At 62.5% G+C, this 17226-nt stretch carries 4 protein-coding genes and 1 pseudogene; 1 reads left to right on the forward strand and 4 read right to left on the reverse strand.

Annotation, left to right across the window (positions count from 1 at the left end; translation table 11 throughout):
* The 4 genes from RS887_RS11460 to RS887_RS11475 form a co-directional block, all read right to left on the reverse strand.
* Complete coding sequence (locus tag RS887_RS11460) at window positions 1-1131, reverse strand: carbon-nitrogen hydrolase family protein (protein WP_322615473.1); 1131 nt, start codon at window positions 1129-1131, stop codon at window positions 1-3.
* 246 nt (window positions 1132-1377) lie between these two features.
* A complete protein-coding gene (locus RS887_RS11465; protein ID WP_322615474.1) occupies window positions 1378-2706 on the reverse strand; it encodes a TolC family outer membrane protein in 1329 nt (442 codons plus the stop codon).
* 1 nt (window position 2707) lies between these two features.
* Window positions 2708-4048 (reverse strand): HlyD family type I secretion periplasmic adaptor subunit, encoded by a 1341-nt coding sequence (locus RS887_RS11470; RefSeq protein ID WP_322615475.1) that lies wholly within the window; start codon window positions 4046-4048, stop codon window positions 2708-2710.
* A 6-nt stretch (window positions 4049-4054) separates the two neighbouring features.
* A complete protein-coding gene (locus RS887_RS11475) occupies window positions 4055-5791 on the reverse strand; it encodes a type I secretion system permease/ATPase (RefSeq protein WP_322615476.1) in 1737 nt (578 codons plus the stop codon).
* Between the two features lie 675 nt (window positions 5792-6466).
* Here RS887_RS11475 and RS887_RS11480 point away from each other — a divergent pair.
* Window positions 6467-17156 (forward strand): annotated as a pseudogene (locus RS887_RS11480) (peroxidase family protein).
* Window positions 17157-17226 lie beyond the last annotated feature (70 nt).

Raw genomic sequence — 17226 nt, forward strand, 5'->3', positions numbered from 1 at the left:
TTACAACCAGAGGTTCAGCAAACGCGCACCCTGGGCGTTGCCATCGGCAAAGTGCTGGCCGTTGCTGCTGAGAAAGCTGTGCCCGGCGCTACCCTGATCCCAGAACTGGCCCCGCAGGAACACACTCATGCCAGCGACAGCCTGACTGGCCGGTATCTGGGTCGTGAGGGTCAGGCGCTGCCAGGCCTGGCCCTCACTGACTTCTCCAGGCTTGAGGTTGACCGACGCAGGCGCAGGCGACCCCCTGTAACCGCGCCACGGCTGATCCCAGGTGCCACGGCCGGTGACAAAGGCCGGTACCGCAACCAGCTGTACGCTTTGTTCGTTGAGCTTGAGGTAGTTTTCCGGGTACCAGCTGTCGCGGCCGATCAATACGCCCAGCCTTCCTGCGGGGGTATCAACGACGTTGAGCGAGTGCTCGCCGTTCGCCTTGATCCCGTTCTGTTCTGCGAAGAAGGGGTGCATCTGGCGCTGGGGCTGGCCGATCGGCAGGCCTTCGTTGTTGAACACGACACTGCTGTTGTACAGCGCGCCACGGCCGATTTTCAAGGTGCCGTCGATGATGCTCGGTTCGGGCAGCACAATGGAGCCCGCTACCAGCGTCACGTGGAATTCCCTGGCCAGCCCTCCGAACAAGGCCTGGTAGTCTCTGGCCATCGCCTTGGCTTTCATGCGCAGGTGGGCATCGTCCAGACGGTTGCCACCCTCGGCGTTGATCAACGCCTTCGCGAACTTCAGGGGGTTGCTCACCGCCAGCCAGTTCATGGCCTCCTTGAGGGTGCTGGCCTGATACAGCTCATCCTTCTCGCCGCTGACCATCAGCCAGGTGCCAACATGTTCCGGCAACACGACAACAGTCTTGCCGTTCAACAAACCCTGGTCCCGGGCTGCTTGCAGATAGGCTGCGAGCTTGCGGTGCAAACGCTCGGGACTTTGATAATCGGTAGGAAACAGTTCGGGCTGAATGCCCAACAGATTGCCACGGTCCGCAGGCGTACCCCGGTCGACAGCCAGGTTGATCCGCAGGTCCGAAAGGTAATGCCCCACCGGCCGGTCCGCGGCCCACATCGCGTAGGTCGTGAGGGCGGCGAGCAACGCCATGGAGAATGTCAGGTACAAAAGTTTGCGCATGGGGAAACAGTTTACAGTCTGGAGCCGGGCTTGGCTTAGCATTAGGGGCTGGATCGAGCATAAAGGGAATCAAGGGCTTAGTGGGCAAATTTCAACGTTGACGGTTTTTCGCTGGCGTCTGCCTTTCTGCGCCGGGATGCAGCCATGAACCAATGGGTTAAACGAGAAGTGCATTGACAGGGTGGGGATCATGGGAGGGGAGTGCCGGTCAGCCATCACTTTGCTTGACCGGCCGGCTATTGAGCGTCATTTGGTGACCAGCAGTTCCGGTCCGAGGTAGTCGTTGATCTGGTTGATATCGTCGTCGCCCAGGCTGCCCACCGAGGAGGCCAGACGCAGGCGCGACAACAAATAGCGTATCTTGGCTTCGAACAGATCGTGGCGCGCAACGAAGAGCAGCTCTTCGGCATTGAGGACGTCCGAGTTGGTGCTGGTGCCGCCCTCTTTGAAGCCCTTGCGTGACGATGCCAGTGAGCGTTCGTTGGACTCCACTGCCTTCTCCAGCGCGCGAATGCGTTTGGCGCCGCTCAGGATGCCTTGATACTCACGGGTGGTTTCGGTGATGACTTCCTGTCGCGCGGCGTCGAGTTCGTCCATGGCCTTATCGCTATTGGCACTGGCCTGGCGTGTCAGCGCGCTGACGCCGCCACCGCTGTACAGTGGGATATTGACTTCCAGCCCGATTGAGCCGTAGTGGTTGCGTTGATTCAACTCGGAGAGCGACTGGCTCTCACCCGCGGTGTAGCCGGCAATGAAATCCAGTGTTGGCCAGTGGCCAGCCCTGGCGCGGTTCACTTCTTCTGCTGCGAGGTCGCTGCTATAACGGCGCGCATGGATCAGCGGGCTATCGGTCTGGGCTTTGACCAACCAGTCCTGCAGGTTACTCGGTAGCAGCGGTGGTGTATCGAAGCTCGGGCGCAAGGTGGTCAGTGACTCGGGGGTTTCACCGATATACTCCTCAAGCTTGCGGCGCGCGTTGATCAGGTTGTCTTGCGCTTCTATCAGCTCGGCGTCAGCGAGGTCGCGGCGAGCGGTCGACTCGTCGATGTCGGTGACGGTGCCCGCCCCCAGCTCCATGCGTCGCTTCGCCGAAGCGAGTTGCTCTTCGAAGGCGGTCAGCTTGGACTTGGCCAGGACGATGGTTTCGCTGGCCAGGAGCACATCGAAATAGCTTTCGGACAAGCGCACCGCGGCGTCCTGGGTCTTGGCATCGAACACCGCGTTGCTGTAGTCGGCACGCTGCTGACCCTGGCGGTATTCGGCCATCTTTTGTTTGTTGAACAGCGGTTGGCGCAGGCGCACGTTAGCGCCCTTGGAGTCGTAATGGAGATCTCTGTCGATGCCGCTCTGGCTTTGGGAGCCATTGACCTTGTTGTGGTAGCCCGAGGCATTGATCTGCGGTAGCAGGCCAGCCTTGCCAATGGCGCGGTTTTCCTGGCCGGCCTCTTTTTCATGCACGGAGGCCTGGTAGATAGGGCCCTGGAATTGCAACAGATCCCAGGCTTGCTTGAGGTCCATTGCGTCGGCCGGCAGGGCCAACCCCAGCAGGCAGAAGAGCAGGCAACGACGTTCCATCTCATTGTTCCTTGAATGAGCTGTCCACACGATCGAGCATTGGTTTGAGAAGATAGCTGATCATGTTGCGTTCGCCAGTCTTGATGGTGACGCTGGCGGGCATGCCGGGGCGAATGTGGTTGCTGCCAAGCAGGCCCATGCCATCGGGCGTGACCTCCACCTGAGCCAGATAGAACGGTTGCTTGTTTTCCTCGTCCATCAGGCGGTCGGCGGAGATGGTCTTCACGCGGCCGGGGATGTTTGGCGTCCTGGCATGGTTGAAGGCCGGGAAGGAGATGTCCACGGGCAGGCCTGGGACCATCTTGTCGATGGCCTGCACGGGAATCATCGCGTCGACCTGCAGCGGTTCGTTGAGCGGAACGATTTCCATGATCTTGAAGCCGGGCTGAATGATCCCGCCGACGGTGGCAATGCTCAGGGCCTGGACCATGCCGTCGATTGGCGCACGAATCACCGTGTGGGTCACTTCATAGTCGAGCGAGCGCAAGCGGTCGGCCAGAGTGGTGTTTTCCTTGGCGGTTTCAGTCAGCTGTGACTCGACTTCCTTCAGGTAATCGTGCTGGCGCTGCAGGATGCGCAGCTTGATTTCGGTGGTCTGGCTGCGCACGCGGGCGATGTTGTTGAGGTTCTCGGCCTGGCCGGCGGAGAGCTCGGCATTGCTGCGTTCCAGCTCAAGCAGGCGGTTGCGCGGCACATAGCCTTCGGCCGTCAGCACGCGGGTGCCTTGCAGTTCCTGGTTGAGGAAGCTGATCTGCGAGGCGCGGGCGCTATAGACCTGCTGCAGGCCCTTGAGCTGCACTGCTGACGCCGCCAGGTTCTCTTGCAGGATGCTGATTTCGCCAGCGAGACCGGCGCGCCGGGTATCCAGCAGGCGCTGTTGCAGGTCCATGGCGGCCTCCAGGCGGTGGTCGCCTTTGAAGCGCTGGAGCAAATCGGGGTCGAAGTTCACCACGTCGCGGCCGTCACGCTCCGCTTCCAGGCGGTTTTCCACGGTCTTGCTGACGATGTACTGGGCGCTGACGGCACCCTCTTCGGCAACGGCACGCAACGAGTCGAGGCGGACCACCTCCTGACCTTTTGTCACCAGATCGCCTTCGCGAACGAGAATGGCCTCCACGGTACCGCCGCTGAGGTGCTGCACGGCTTTGCGATTGTTGGTGACTTTGACCGTGCCTGTCGCTACTACGCCGGCATCCAGCGGCGCCAGCCAGGACCACAGGAGGAAGCCGCCGAAGCCGGCGAGCACCAGCCACACGCCCCACCGCGCGGGTTTACCGACGTCCAGATCTACCACGCTCTTGGTATCGGCTTTGATCATCTCGGTGTGTTGGCTCATTTGCATGATCGGTCACTCCCGTGCTTTGACGGACGCTAGCGGAGTCGACGCGCCTGCAGGCATCACACTGGCCTTGCGCAGCGCTGCGAATACTTCATCGCGCGTGCCGAGCATCTGCACGCCGCCGTCACGCAGCATCAGCACCTTATCGACGGCGCAGAGTACGTTGGGACGGTGGGAAATCAGAATGACGGTGGCGCCACGGCCCTTGAGTTCGGCCAGAGCATCGACCAAGGCCTTTTCGCCGACGTCGTCGAGGTTGGCGTTCGGCTCATCCAGCACGATCAGGTTGGGCTCGCCATACAGCGCGCGGGCCAAGGCGATGCGCTGCTTCTGGCCACCGGAAAGCGGGCTGCCATCGGTACCCAGACGAGTGTCATAACCTTGCGGAAAACGCAGGATCATCTCGTGCACGCCAGTGATCTTGGCTGCGCGGATGACCGCTTCGCTGTCCACTTCGCCAAAGCGCGCAATATTGTCGGCGATGTTGCCCTCGAACAGCTCCACGTCCTGTGGCAGGTAGCCGAGCCACGGGCCAAGTTCGCCCTTGTTCCAGGTGAATATGTCCGCGCCGTCCAGGCGCACCTTGCCGGCCTGCGCCGGCCAGACGCCAACCAGCAGGCGGGCGAGGGTGGATTTGCCCGAGGCGGACGGACCGATAATGCCAAGGCTTTCGCCAGGGACAAGGCTGAAGCCCACGCCGCGCAGAATCGTGTTGTTGGTACCGGGGGCACCGGCATACACATTCTCCACCGCCAGCATGCCCTGAGGCCGCTGCAGCGACATGCTCGGTGGCCGGCGCGGAAAGTCGTGCAGCATCTCGTTGAGCCGGCCCCAGGCCGAGCGGCAGCCGAGCAGTTGCTTCCACGACGCGATGACCTGTTCCACCGGGCCCAGTGCGCGGCCGGTGAGGATCGAGCAGGCAATCATCATCCCCGGGGTGATCTTGCCTTCGATCGCCAGCAGCGCGCCGGCGCCGAGGATCAGTGACTGCAACGTGATACGTACGAAGCGCCCGGTGCTGCTGATCAAGGCGGCGCGGTCGGAGGCCAGGGTCTGCATTTCCAGAATGCGCAAATGGCTCATATACCAGCGCTTGCTGATCGACGGCAGCATGCCCATGGCCTCGATGACCTCGGCATTGCGCAGGTTGTTGTTGGCGTATTGGGCGGAGGAGAGGGCGGCCTGATTGGCGTCGGCCAGCGGCTTCTGCGTCGCCTTCTCGGTGAGCCAGGCCAGGGTCACCAGAATCAGCGAGCCGATGAGCGTGAGCAGTCCGAGCAGTGGGTGGATCAGATAGGCGACCAGCAGGTAGATCGGCGTCCAGGGTGCATCGAAGAAAGCGAACAGGGAATTGCCGGTGACGAACTGACGAACCTGGGCGAGATCTTGCAGGGCCTGGGCCGGGTTACCTCCGGCGCGGCTCAGGTTGCGCTCGAATGCCGCGGTGAAAATGCGCCGGTTGAGGTCCATGTCGAGGCAGTTGCCGACCCGGATCAGCACACGGGTGCGGACCATTTCCAGCGTGGACATCAGCAGGAACAGTCCAACCACCAGAACAGTCAGCATCGTCAGCGTCGTGACGTTGCGACTGACCAGGGCTCGATCATAGACCTGCAGCATATAAACGGCTGGCGTCAACATCATGACGTTTATGACGCCGCTGAACCCTGCCAGTAAGTAGAAACTGCGACGCATACGAAAGAGCGCGTCGGCCAGTTCGGAACGGATGCTCGACTGCTTGGGCATGTTGGTCCTCCCACTTCGAAAAGCCGGTTGCCCTTGTGGCGCAACAGCTAACGGTAAATGTAGTTCCTTAAACAGCTTATGGACACGCAGGCTGATCGCTCTATGGATGGCGAGTCTTCCGAAATCGCTGCGTTGCTCCCTTATGCAGCAGCGTAGGTGGCGGAGTAACAATTCGAAATAACATTTCGCTCTATACCTGCGCTCAACTGCCTATATGTCTTTTAAAAACAGCTAGTTGTAGGACTAAAGCACCAGTCGTCTGTTTTAGCGACGTAATATTGACAAGGATCTGCTATGGAACTTTAGTCTTAGTTATCGGGGGGACTCGCCCGCCTGAAGCTTGCCATCGCTTTGGCAACGCAAGGCGCGGTGGTTCTCCTGAGAGGAGCAGAATCATGTCGCTCATTTCGTGCTTTTTCAGAGGGATGGGGCTGTCCAGGACGTTCGCCTTCACTTCCAGATTCCATGGCCCGCCCAGGGCTCGCATCCGCTCTGCCTGATCGACCGGCGAGCAATTCACTACGCGAATTCCAGGCGCGTATCCCGGGTCTCGGGTAACGCCAGAGCTCTCGCAAAAAAACATGACCAACAAACTGCGCAAGCCAGCACTTGACTTGGCGCGGGAGGATTTTCTCGTCCCGCGCCTTCACCCAGACAGATCGAGGGCAATCCAAAATGGCCAATTTCAACAAGTCGGACCTGGAGTTCATTCTCCAGCAGATTTTCATCGCGGAAGCGGATACTGCCGGCCAGTCGCTCGCCAGCCTGATACCGAACCCGGAATTTGCTTTCGGTCTGCGCACGGTCGACGGGACGTTTAACAACCTGAGACTGGGCCAGAGCGAGTTCGGCGCAGCCGACAACTTTTTCCCGCGCTTGACCACTCCAGTCTTCCGCCCGGCTGAGGCGGGCACCTCTTACACCCAGACCAGCGGCCTGGTGATCGACTCGCAGCCACGCACCATCAGCAACCTGATCGTCGACAATACCGCCAATAACCCGGCGGCGGTCGCGGCCACGTTCGATCCCGGTCTGGATGGCATCCTCGGCACGGTTGACGATGTCTTGAAGGCCGGTGCGCAGGTCGTTACTGGAACCCGTACCGACGGCACGACTTTCCAGACCTTTTTCATGCCTAACCAGTCGCCGGACGTGGGTCTGTCCGCGCCGTTCAACTCGTGGATGACCTTCTTCGGTCAGTTCTTCGACCATGGCCTCGACCTGGTGACCAAGGGCGGCAGCGGCACGGTGTTCATCCCGTTGCAGCCGGACGATCCGCTGTTCGTCCCGGGCAGCCCGACCAACTTCATGGTGTTGACACGGGCCACCAACCTGCCCGGGCCCGATGGCATCCTCGGCACCGCCGACGACATCCACGAGGCTTCAAACACCACCACGCCATTCGTCGATCAGAACCAGACCTACAGCTCGCATCCCTCGCACCAGGTGTTCCTGCGCGCCTATGAACTCGATGCCGCCGGCAAGCCGGTGGCGACCGGCAAGCTGATCACCAATCGTGACCTGGGCGCCGATGGCCTGTTCGGCACTGCCGACGACGTCGAAATCGGCGGCATGGCCACCTGGAAAGTGGTGAAGGCGCAGGCGCGGGACATGCTTGGTATCGATCTCGACGATCTCGACGTCCTCGACCTGCCGCTGTTGGCGACCGACGCGTACGGCAACTTCATTCGGGGGGCGAACGGCTTTGCGCAGATCGTGACCGCGACCGGCTTGGTCGAGGGCAATCCGCTGGCGCCGATCGACGCATCGCTGGCGATCCGCACCGGTCACCAGTTCCTCATCGACATCGCGCACAATGCCAGCCCGGTGGACAGCCAGACCGGTGCGCCACTGACGGCCGATGCCGACCTCGTTGCCGGCGGCCCGGTGGCCGCAGGCTTCTACGACAACGAACTGCTCGACGCGCACTACATCGCCGGCGACGGCCGGGTCAACGAGAACATCGGCCTGACCACCGTCCACTCCATCTTCCACTCGGAGCACAACCGGCTGGTCCAGCAGACCAAGGACACGGTCCTCGCCTCAGCGGCTGCCGGCGACCTGACGTTCCTGAACCAGTGGCTGCTGACGCCCGTCACGGCTGTTCCTGCTGATCTGTCGACCTTGAACTGGAACGGTGAGCGCCTGTTCCAGGCGGCGAAATTCGGCACCGAGATGCAGTATCAGCACCTGGTGTTCGAAGAGTTCGCGCGCACCATTCAACCGCAGGTCGATGCCTTCCTTGACTTCGATGACACAATCAATCCGTCGATCGTCGCCGAGTTCGCGCACACGGTCTTTCGCTTCGGCCACTCGATGCTGACCGAGACCATTGACCGGCTGGACCCCAACTTCGTCTCCAGCGAGATCGGCCTGATTCAGGCCTTCCTCAACCCGCTGGCGTTTGCGACCAGCGGCCCGACCCCGGAGCAGGCGGCCGGCGCCATCGTCCGCGGCTTGACGCGCCAGGTCGGCAACGAGATCGATGAGTTCGTCACCGAAGCGGTGCGCAACAACTTGCTGGGCCTGCCGCTCGACCTGCCCGCCCTCAACATCGCGCGCGGCCGCGATACCGGCATCCCGTCCTTGAACGCGGCGCGCCGTGAATTCTACGCCGGCACCGGCGACAGCCAACTGAAGCCCTACACCAGCTGGGTCGATTTGGTGCAACACCTGAAGCACCCGGAATCGCTGATCAACTTCATCGCCGCCTACGGCACGCACGCCTCCATTACCAGCGCCACCACGCTCGACGCGAAACGCGCAGCGGCCACGCTCCTGGTGTTGGGCGGTGTCGGTGAGCCGGCGGATCGCCTGGACTTCCTCAACAGCACCGGCGTCTATGCCAACCTGGCAAATGGGGCAACCATTACCGGCGTTGATGCCATCGACTTCTGGATCGGCGGCCTGGCCGAGGAAAAATGCCGTTCGGCGGCATGCTCGGCTCGACCTTCAACTTCGTCTTCGAGGACCAGCTCGAGAAGCTGCAAAACGGCGACCGGCTCTACTACCTGCACCGCACCCAGGGACTCAACTTCCTGAGCGAGCTCGAGAACAACTCGTTCGCCAAGATGGTGATGCTCAACACCGACGCGACCCATCTCCCGGCCCTCATCTTCTCGACCCCGACCTTTACTCTCGAGGTCGACCCCACCAGGCAGTTCAACCGGAGCGTGATTGCCGGTCGGACGGCATTGTGGGTACCGTGGACGACCTGCCCGGCAACACCGATCCCACTGGCGGCACCCTGATCAACGGGGTCGAGATCACACCGCTTGTCATTCGCGACAACCCCGCGACGGTCGGTCCCGATACCAACTACCTGCAGTACACCGGCGAAGACCATGTCGTGCTCGGCGGCACCGCCGGCAATGACATTCTCGTTTCTGGCGACGGCGACGACACGCTCTGGGGCGACGCCGGTAATGATCGCCTCGAAGGCGGCTACGGCAATGACGAGATCGAGGGTGGCGATGGCGACGACATCATCACTGACATGGGCGGCGACGACGTCATCCACGGCGAGGCCGGCAACGACGTCATCCACAGCGGCAACGGCACCAATATCATCCTCGGCGGTGACGGCAACGATTTCATCGTCACCGGCGACGACTTTACGGAGGTCTTCGGCGGCGCCGGCAATGACTTCATGCTCGGCAGCCGGCTGAACGCACAAATGATGGGCGGCGATGGCGACGACTGGATCGAGGTCGGGACCCAGGACGGCGCCCCCGGCGACAATTTCGCCGGTAACCTGCCACTGGCTTTGCTGGCAGAGTTGGTCAGCGGCAACGACGTCTTCAGCGGTGACGGCGGCTTCGATGAAATGATCGGTGAAGGCGGCGATGACATCTTCATCGGCAGTGAGGGCCCGGACAAGATGTTGGGCATGTCCGGTTTCGACTGGACCACCTACAAGGATGATCATTACGGCGTGACCGTGGACATGAGCCGCATCGCCTTCGAACAATCGGCCCTGTCGCCTTCGGTTGCAAGCGTGCATACCAAGTTCGCCCAGGTGGAAGGTCTGTCGGGGTCGGCGTTCAGCGACATGCTGACCGGCGATGATGCTGACGCGCTCGCGATCGCCGCTGCCGGTGTCCCTGGCAGCGTGCTCACCAATATTGACCTCATCAACGGTCTGCGGGCGTTTCTTGGCGCGGCTGCAGCCGGCCCGGACGGTATTTTGGGCACGGCAGACGATCAGTTCGGCGCGGGCAACATCCTCCTCGGCGGTGGTGGCAGCGACATCATCGAAGGCCGCGGCGGTGACGACCTGGTCGACGGCGACATGTGGCTGAATGTGCGCATCAGCGTGCGCCAGAGCCTTGACGGAACCGGGCCGGAGATTGCCACCTTCGACAGCATGGAGCCCATGATCCCGTTCATGCTCGATGGCACCTTCAACCCCGGTCAGTTGGTCATCGTCCGCGAGATCCTGACGGCGGCCCCCGCCTTTGACACGGCCTTGTTCACTGGCAACCGGCTCGACTATACCGTCACCACTGTGGGCGACGTGACCACCGTGACCGACAGCGTCGTCGGGCGCGACGGCACCGACCGCCTGACCAGTATCGAGCGGCTGCAGTTCAACGATCAGTCGCTCACACTGCCCGCCGGGGTCGGGCTCAACAACGACCCGCTGGGCTTGCTGACCATACTCGATGCTGCCAGCAACACCCCGGACGCTACGCCGACCACGGGTCAGTTGCTGAGGGTGTCGGCTGCCGGCGTGACCGATGCCGACAACGCCGGCGGTGCCATCACCGGACCGATCGCCTTCTACTGGCAGTTCGAAGCCGTCCCGGGTACGGGCGTCTTTCAGGACATCACCCGTCTTGCGGACGGGGGCGCAGCATTGGCGCACATAACCGGGCCGACCTTCAGGGTGACCCCGGATCTCGCCGGGCTGGAATTGCGCGTCAGGGCCGTCTACAAAGATCAAAATGGTGTGCTTGAGACTGCGTTCTCTGCTCCAACCGCAGCGGTCGTAGCCGGCGTTGCTCCGCCAGCGGCAGCCCCGCTGCCGATCGAGACTCCGGTCGCCAGCACGGGTGTGCACTATATCCGGGCCGATCTGCAGTTCATTCTCGACCAGATTCTGATCTCGGAAAGGAATGCAGCCGGTGAGGACCTCCTCAGCATGTTGCCGAATGCACGGTTGCCTTTGGGCCTGCGCACGGTCGACGGGTCGTTCAACAACCTGGTGGCGGGTCAGAACGAGTTCGGTGCAGCCGACACGGTCTTCCCGCGACTGGTTCCGGCGCAGTTCGATACGGCGGAAGCGGGCACCTCTTACGCCCAGACCAGCGGCCTGGTGATTGACTCGCAGCCACGCACCATCAGCAATCTGATCGCCGACAACACCGCCAACAACCCGGCAGCGGTTGCGGCCACGTTCGATCCCGGTCCGGATGGCATCCTCGGCACGGTTGACGATGTCTTGAAGGACGGTGCGCAGGTCGTTACTGGAACCCGTACCGACGGCACGACTTTCCAGACCTTTTTCATGCCTAACCAGTCGCCGGACGTGGGTCTGTCCGCACCGTTCAATCCCTGGATGACCTTCTTCGGTCAGTTCTTCGACCATGGCCTCGACCTGGTGACCAAGGGCGGCAGCGGCACGGTGTTCATCCCGCTGCAGCCGGACGATCCGCTGTTCGTTCCGGGCAGCCCGACCAACTTCATGGTGATGACGCGGGCCACCAACCTGCCAGGGCCTGATGGCATCCTCGGCACCGCCGACGACATCCACGAGGCTGCAAACACCACCACGCCGTTCGTCGACCAGAACCAGACCTATACCTCGCACCCTTCGCACCAGGTGTTCCTGCGCGCCTACGAGTTCAATGCCGCCGGCGATCCGGTGGCGACCGGCAAGCTGATCACCAATCGTGACCTGGGCGCCGATGGCCTGTTCGGCACTGCGGACGACGTCGAAATCGGTGGGATGGCCACCTGGAAAGTGGTGAAGGCACAGGCGCGCGATCTGCTTGGCATTAATCTTACCGATGCCGACTTCGACAACGTGCCGCTGCTCGCCACCGACGCCTACGGCAATTTCATCAAGGGCCCGAACGGCTTCCCGATGGTCATGATGAGGGGCGCGGATGGTATTGCTGATACCGCCGATGATGTGCTCGTCGAGGGTAATCCTGCTGCGCCGATCAGCTTGGTCAATGCCGTGCGCACCGGCCACCAGTTCCTCATCGATATTGCCCACAACGCCGTTCCGGTGGACAGCCAGACTGGTGCAGCACTCCTGCCCGATGCGGACACTATCGTTGGCGGTACACCTGCACCAGGCTTCTACGACAACGAACTGCTTGACGCGCACTACATCGCCGGCGACGGCCGGGTCAACGAGAACATCGGCCTGACCACCGTCCACGCGATTTTCCACTCGGAGCACAACCGTCTGGTCCAGCACACGAAGGATGTGGCCATCGCCTCCAACGATGTCAACTTCCTGAACCAGTGGCTGATGCCTGATGCCCAATTGTTGGTGTTGCCAACAACCGCGGCTGAGATCGCTGCCCTGCACTGGAACGGAGAGCGCCTGTTCCAGGCGGCGAAATTCGGTACCGAGATGCAGTACCAGCACCTGGTGTTCGAAGAGTTCGCGCGTACCATTCAGCCGAACATCGATCCCTTCCTTGGCGAACACCAGAATTATCAAACCGAGATCGACCCGGCGATCGTCGCCGAGTTCGCGCACGCGGTCTACCGCCTCGGCCACTCGATGCTGACCGAGACCATCGACCGGCTGGACCCCAACTTTGTCTCGAGCGAGATCGGCCTGATTCAGGCCTTCCTCAATCCGCTGGCGTTTGCGGCCAGCGGCCCGACCCCGGAACAGGCGGCCGGTGCCATCGTCCGCGGCTTGACGCGCCAGGTCGGCAACGAGATCGATGAGTTCGTCACCGAAGCGGTGCGCAACAACTTGCTGGGCCTGCCGCTCGACCTGCCTGCCATCAACATCGCGCGCGGCCGTGATACCGGGCTTCCGACCCTGAACGAGGCGCGTCGTGAGTTCTACACCGCGTCCGGCGACAGCAACCTGAAGCCCTACATCAGCTGGGCCGATTTGGTGCAACACCTCAAGCACCCGGAATCGCTGATCAACTTCATCGCCGCCTATGGCACGCACGCCTCCATTACCAGCGCCACCACGCTCGACGGGAAGCGCGCAGCGGCCACGCTCCTGGTGTTGGGCGGCGCCGGCGAGCCGGCGGACCGGCTGGACTTCCTCAATAGCACCGGCGCCTGGGCGAGTGGCCCGACCGGCGTCACCATTACCGGTCTGGACAACATCGACCTCTGGATCGGCGGCCTGGCCGAGGAAAAAATGCCGTTTGGCGGCATGCTCGGCTCGACCTTCAACTTCGTGTTCGAGAACCAGATGGAGAAGCTGCAGAACGCCGACCGCTTCTACTACCTGGAACGCAACGCGGGGCTGAACTTCGTCACCGAGTTGGAGAACAACTCGTTCGCGAGACTGGTGATGGCCAACACCGATGCGACCCACCTCCCGTCCGTCATGTTCCTGACTCCGGCCTTTACCCTGGAGGTCGACCCGGCCAGGCAGTTCAACGCAAGTGTGATTGCCGGTCCGGACGGCATCGTGGGCACCGTCGACGACCTGCCCGGTAATGCCGATCCTGTCGGCGGCATCCTCCTCACGCCGCTGGTCATTCGGGACAACCCTGCGACGGTCGGCCCTGATACCAACTACCTGCAGTACACCGGCGAAGACCATGTGGTGCTCGGTGGTTCGGCCGCCAATGACATTCTCGTTTCTGGCGACGGCGACGACACGCTCTATGGCGACGGTGCCAATGACCGCCTCGAAGGTGGCTACGGCAACGACTTCATCATCGGGGGCGACGGCGACGACATCATCACCGACATGGGCGGCGACGACACCATTCATGGCGGCGACGGTAACGACGTCATCCACAGTGGCAACGGCCTGAACCTGATCCTCGGCGGCTTCGGCAAGGACTTCGTCGTCACCGGCGAGGACTCCTCGGAGGTCTTCGGCGGCGCGGGCGACGACTTCATCACGGGCAGTGTCGCCGACGAACAACTGATGGGTAACGAAGGCGACGACTGGATCGAGAGGGGAACCGCCGATGGTGCTCCCGGCGACAATTTCGACCCGAACGGGCTCGACCTGATACGCGGCAACGACATCTTCATCGGCACTGGCGGGCCCGACAGGTTCATGGCCGAAGGTGGCGACGACATCATGTTCGGCAACGGCGGCGCGGGGGACCGCTACCTGGGTGGCTCCGGTTACGACTGGGCCGGCTTCAAGGACGACCCGTTCGGCGTGTCCGTCGACCTGGGTCTCGCCGAAATCGCTCTCGCGCCGCCACTGCCGGAGTTGGCTGCAACCGTGGCTCGGTTCCAGCTGGTGGAAGGTCTGTCGGGATCGCACTTCAGCGACATCCTGCGTGGCGATGATGCCGACGCCACCGTGATCGCGGCTGCCGGTGCTCAGGGCAGCGTGCTCACCAACTTCGACCTGGTCAACGGCCTGCGCTCGTTCGTCGGCACCGCGGCAGCCGGCCCGGACGGCATTGTGGGCACGGCAGACGATCAGTTCGGCGCCGGCAACATCGTCCTCGGCGGCGGCGGCAGCGACATCATCGAAGGTGGTGGTGGCGATGACCTGGTCGACGGTGACAAGTGGCTCAACGTACGTATCAGCGTGCGGCAGAACATTGATGGCACAGGTCCGGAGATCGCAACGTTCGACAGCATGCTCCCGTTGGTGCCGCTCATGCTCAACGGCACTTACAACCCCGGCCAACTCGTTGCCGTCCGTGAGATCCTGACGGATGCGCCTGACCCCCTTAACCCTGGCCATTCCTTCGACACGGCCCTGTACACCGGCCTTATGGCCGACTACACCGTCATCGAGAACGTCGACGGCACGATCACCGTGGCCGACAGCGTCGTCGGTCGGGACGGTACTGACAGGCTCAGCAGTATCGAGCGGCTGCAGTTCGCCGATCAGTCGCGGGTCCTGGTGGCGGGCTTGAACGCCGAGCCGGTGGGCTTGCTGAGGGTCGACGATCCCACGCCAGCCGTCGGCCAGACGCTGACCGTCTTGGCGGCCGGCATCACCGATGCTGACAATATCGCGAGCGGCGGCGCGATCACCGGTCCCATCGCCTTCGTATGGCAGGTTGAAACGAACCCGGGCACCGGTATCTTCGACGACATTGGTATTGCGCTCGGAGGTGGGCTAGCAACCGCGACCGGCTCGACCTTCACGGTGACCGCGGCTGAGGAGGGACTGCTGCTGCGCGTCAGGGCCGTCTATCAGGACGCCCACGGCGTGCTGGAAAGCGTGTTCTCGGCGCCGACCGCGCCAACTGCGCCGCTCGGCGGCAGCCCCGTCAACGTCCTGCCGGTTGGCACTGTGCTGATCAGCGATACGACCCCGACGGAAGGCTCGGCCTTGACCGCCACGGATGCGTTCACCGACGCCAACGGGACCACCACCTCGGTGATTACCCATCAGTGGCAGGCGGGTAGCGGTGCGATCTTTACCGACATCGCCGGCGCGACGGGCACGACCTTCACGCCCGGCCAGGCGCAAGTCGGTCAGCAACTGCGTGTCGTCGCGAGCTACACCGATGACCTCGGCACACTTGAGCGAGTCACCTCTGCCGCAACGACAGTGGTCGGTGATCTGTTTGTCGGTACCGCCGGTGTCGACTTGTGGACCGGCACGGCAGGCGACGACGTGGCCAGCGGAGGTGCTGGCAACGACACCCTGAACGCCTTGGGCGGCAACGACATCCTCAATGGCGACGCGGGCAACGACTTCCTCATTGGCGGTGCGGGTAATGACCAGATGACCGGCGGAACCGGCAACGATACCTACCGCGTCGACTCAGTCGGGGACGTGGTGGTCGAGTTGACGGGCGAGGGTCAGGATTCCGTACAGACCACGCTGGCCAGCTACACGCTGGGCGCCAATGTCGAGCATCTGCTCTACCTCGGAGTCGCCAACTTCGTCGGCACCGGCAACGCGTCGAACAACGTCATCACCGGTGGAGTGGGTAATGACACCCTCAACGGCGGTGACGGCAACGACACCTTGATGGGTGGCGCCGGCAACGACGTCCTCACTGGCGGTGCGGGTAATGACGCGATGGTCGGCGGCGCCGGCAACGATACCTTCCGCGTCGACTCAGCCGGGGACCTGGTGGTCGAGGCGTCGGGTGAGGGGCAGGATTCCGTACAGACCACGCTGGCCAGTTACACACTGGGCGCCAATGTCGAGCATCTGCTCTACCTCGGAGCCGGCAACTTCGTCGGCAACGGCAACGCGCGTTGAACAACGTCATCACCGGTGGGGTGGGTAATGACACCCTCAACGGCGGTGACGGCAACGACACCTTGATGGGTGGCGCCGGCAACGACGTCCTCACTGGCGGTGCGGGTAATGACGCGATGGTCGGCGGAGCCGGCAACGATACCTTCCGCGTCGACTCAGCCGGAGACCTGGTGGTCGAGGCGTCGGGTGAGGGTGCGGATTCGGTACAGACGTCGCTGACCAGCTACACACTGGGTGCCAATGTCGAGCACATGCTCTACACCGGAGCCGGCAACTTCGTCGGCACCGGCAACGCGTTGAACAACATCATCACCGGTGGGGAATGACACGCTCAACGGCGGTGACGGCAACGATACGTTGCTGGCCGGCCTCGGCAACGACGTCCTCAATGGCGATGCGGGTGCCGACCGGATGGAAGGCGGAGCCGGCAACGACACCTACCGCGTCGATTCATTCGCGGACGGGGTGGTCGAGGTGGGGAATAACGGTGAGGACTCTGTACAGACCTCGCTGGCCAGCTACACACTGGGCGCCAACGTCGAGCATCTGCTCTTCACCGGGGTTGGCAACTTCGTCGGCAACGGCAACGCGTCGAACAACGTCATCACCGGTGGGGTGGGTGATGACTCCCTCTTCGGCGGCGCCGGCAACGACACATTGCTGGGTGGCGCCGGCAACGACTTCCTCGATGGCGGTGCCGGCAGCGATAGTGTTACCGGTGGTGCCGGCAACGACACGATGCTTGCCAGCAATGGCGACAATGTCTTCATGTTCGCTACGGGCTTCGGCAACGATGTGATCACCGGCTTCGATGCCAACGCGGCGGGAGGCCAGGACCTGCTCAATATCGCCGCGCTCAACATCACGGCGGCGACCTTTGGCAGCAGCGTCACCATCACCGATGTCGGTGCCAATACGTTGCTCAGCTTCGGAGGTGGCACCATCACCCTGGTAGGTGTGGCCGATGCAACAACCGTCACTGCCTCGGACTTCATTCTGGCCAGTTGAGGTCCTGGTCAGTACCGTCGCAGGAGGGCGGAACAGAAGAAGGGAGGGCAATGGATGCCCTCCCTTTCTC

The organism is Pseudomonas sp. BIC9C, from assembly GCF_034541995.1.
In the GTDB taxonomy this organism is placed as follows: Bacteria; Pseudomonadota; Gammaproteobacteria; order Pseudomonadales; family Pseudomonadaceae; genus Aquipseudomonas; species Aquipseudomonas fluorescens_CC.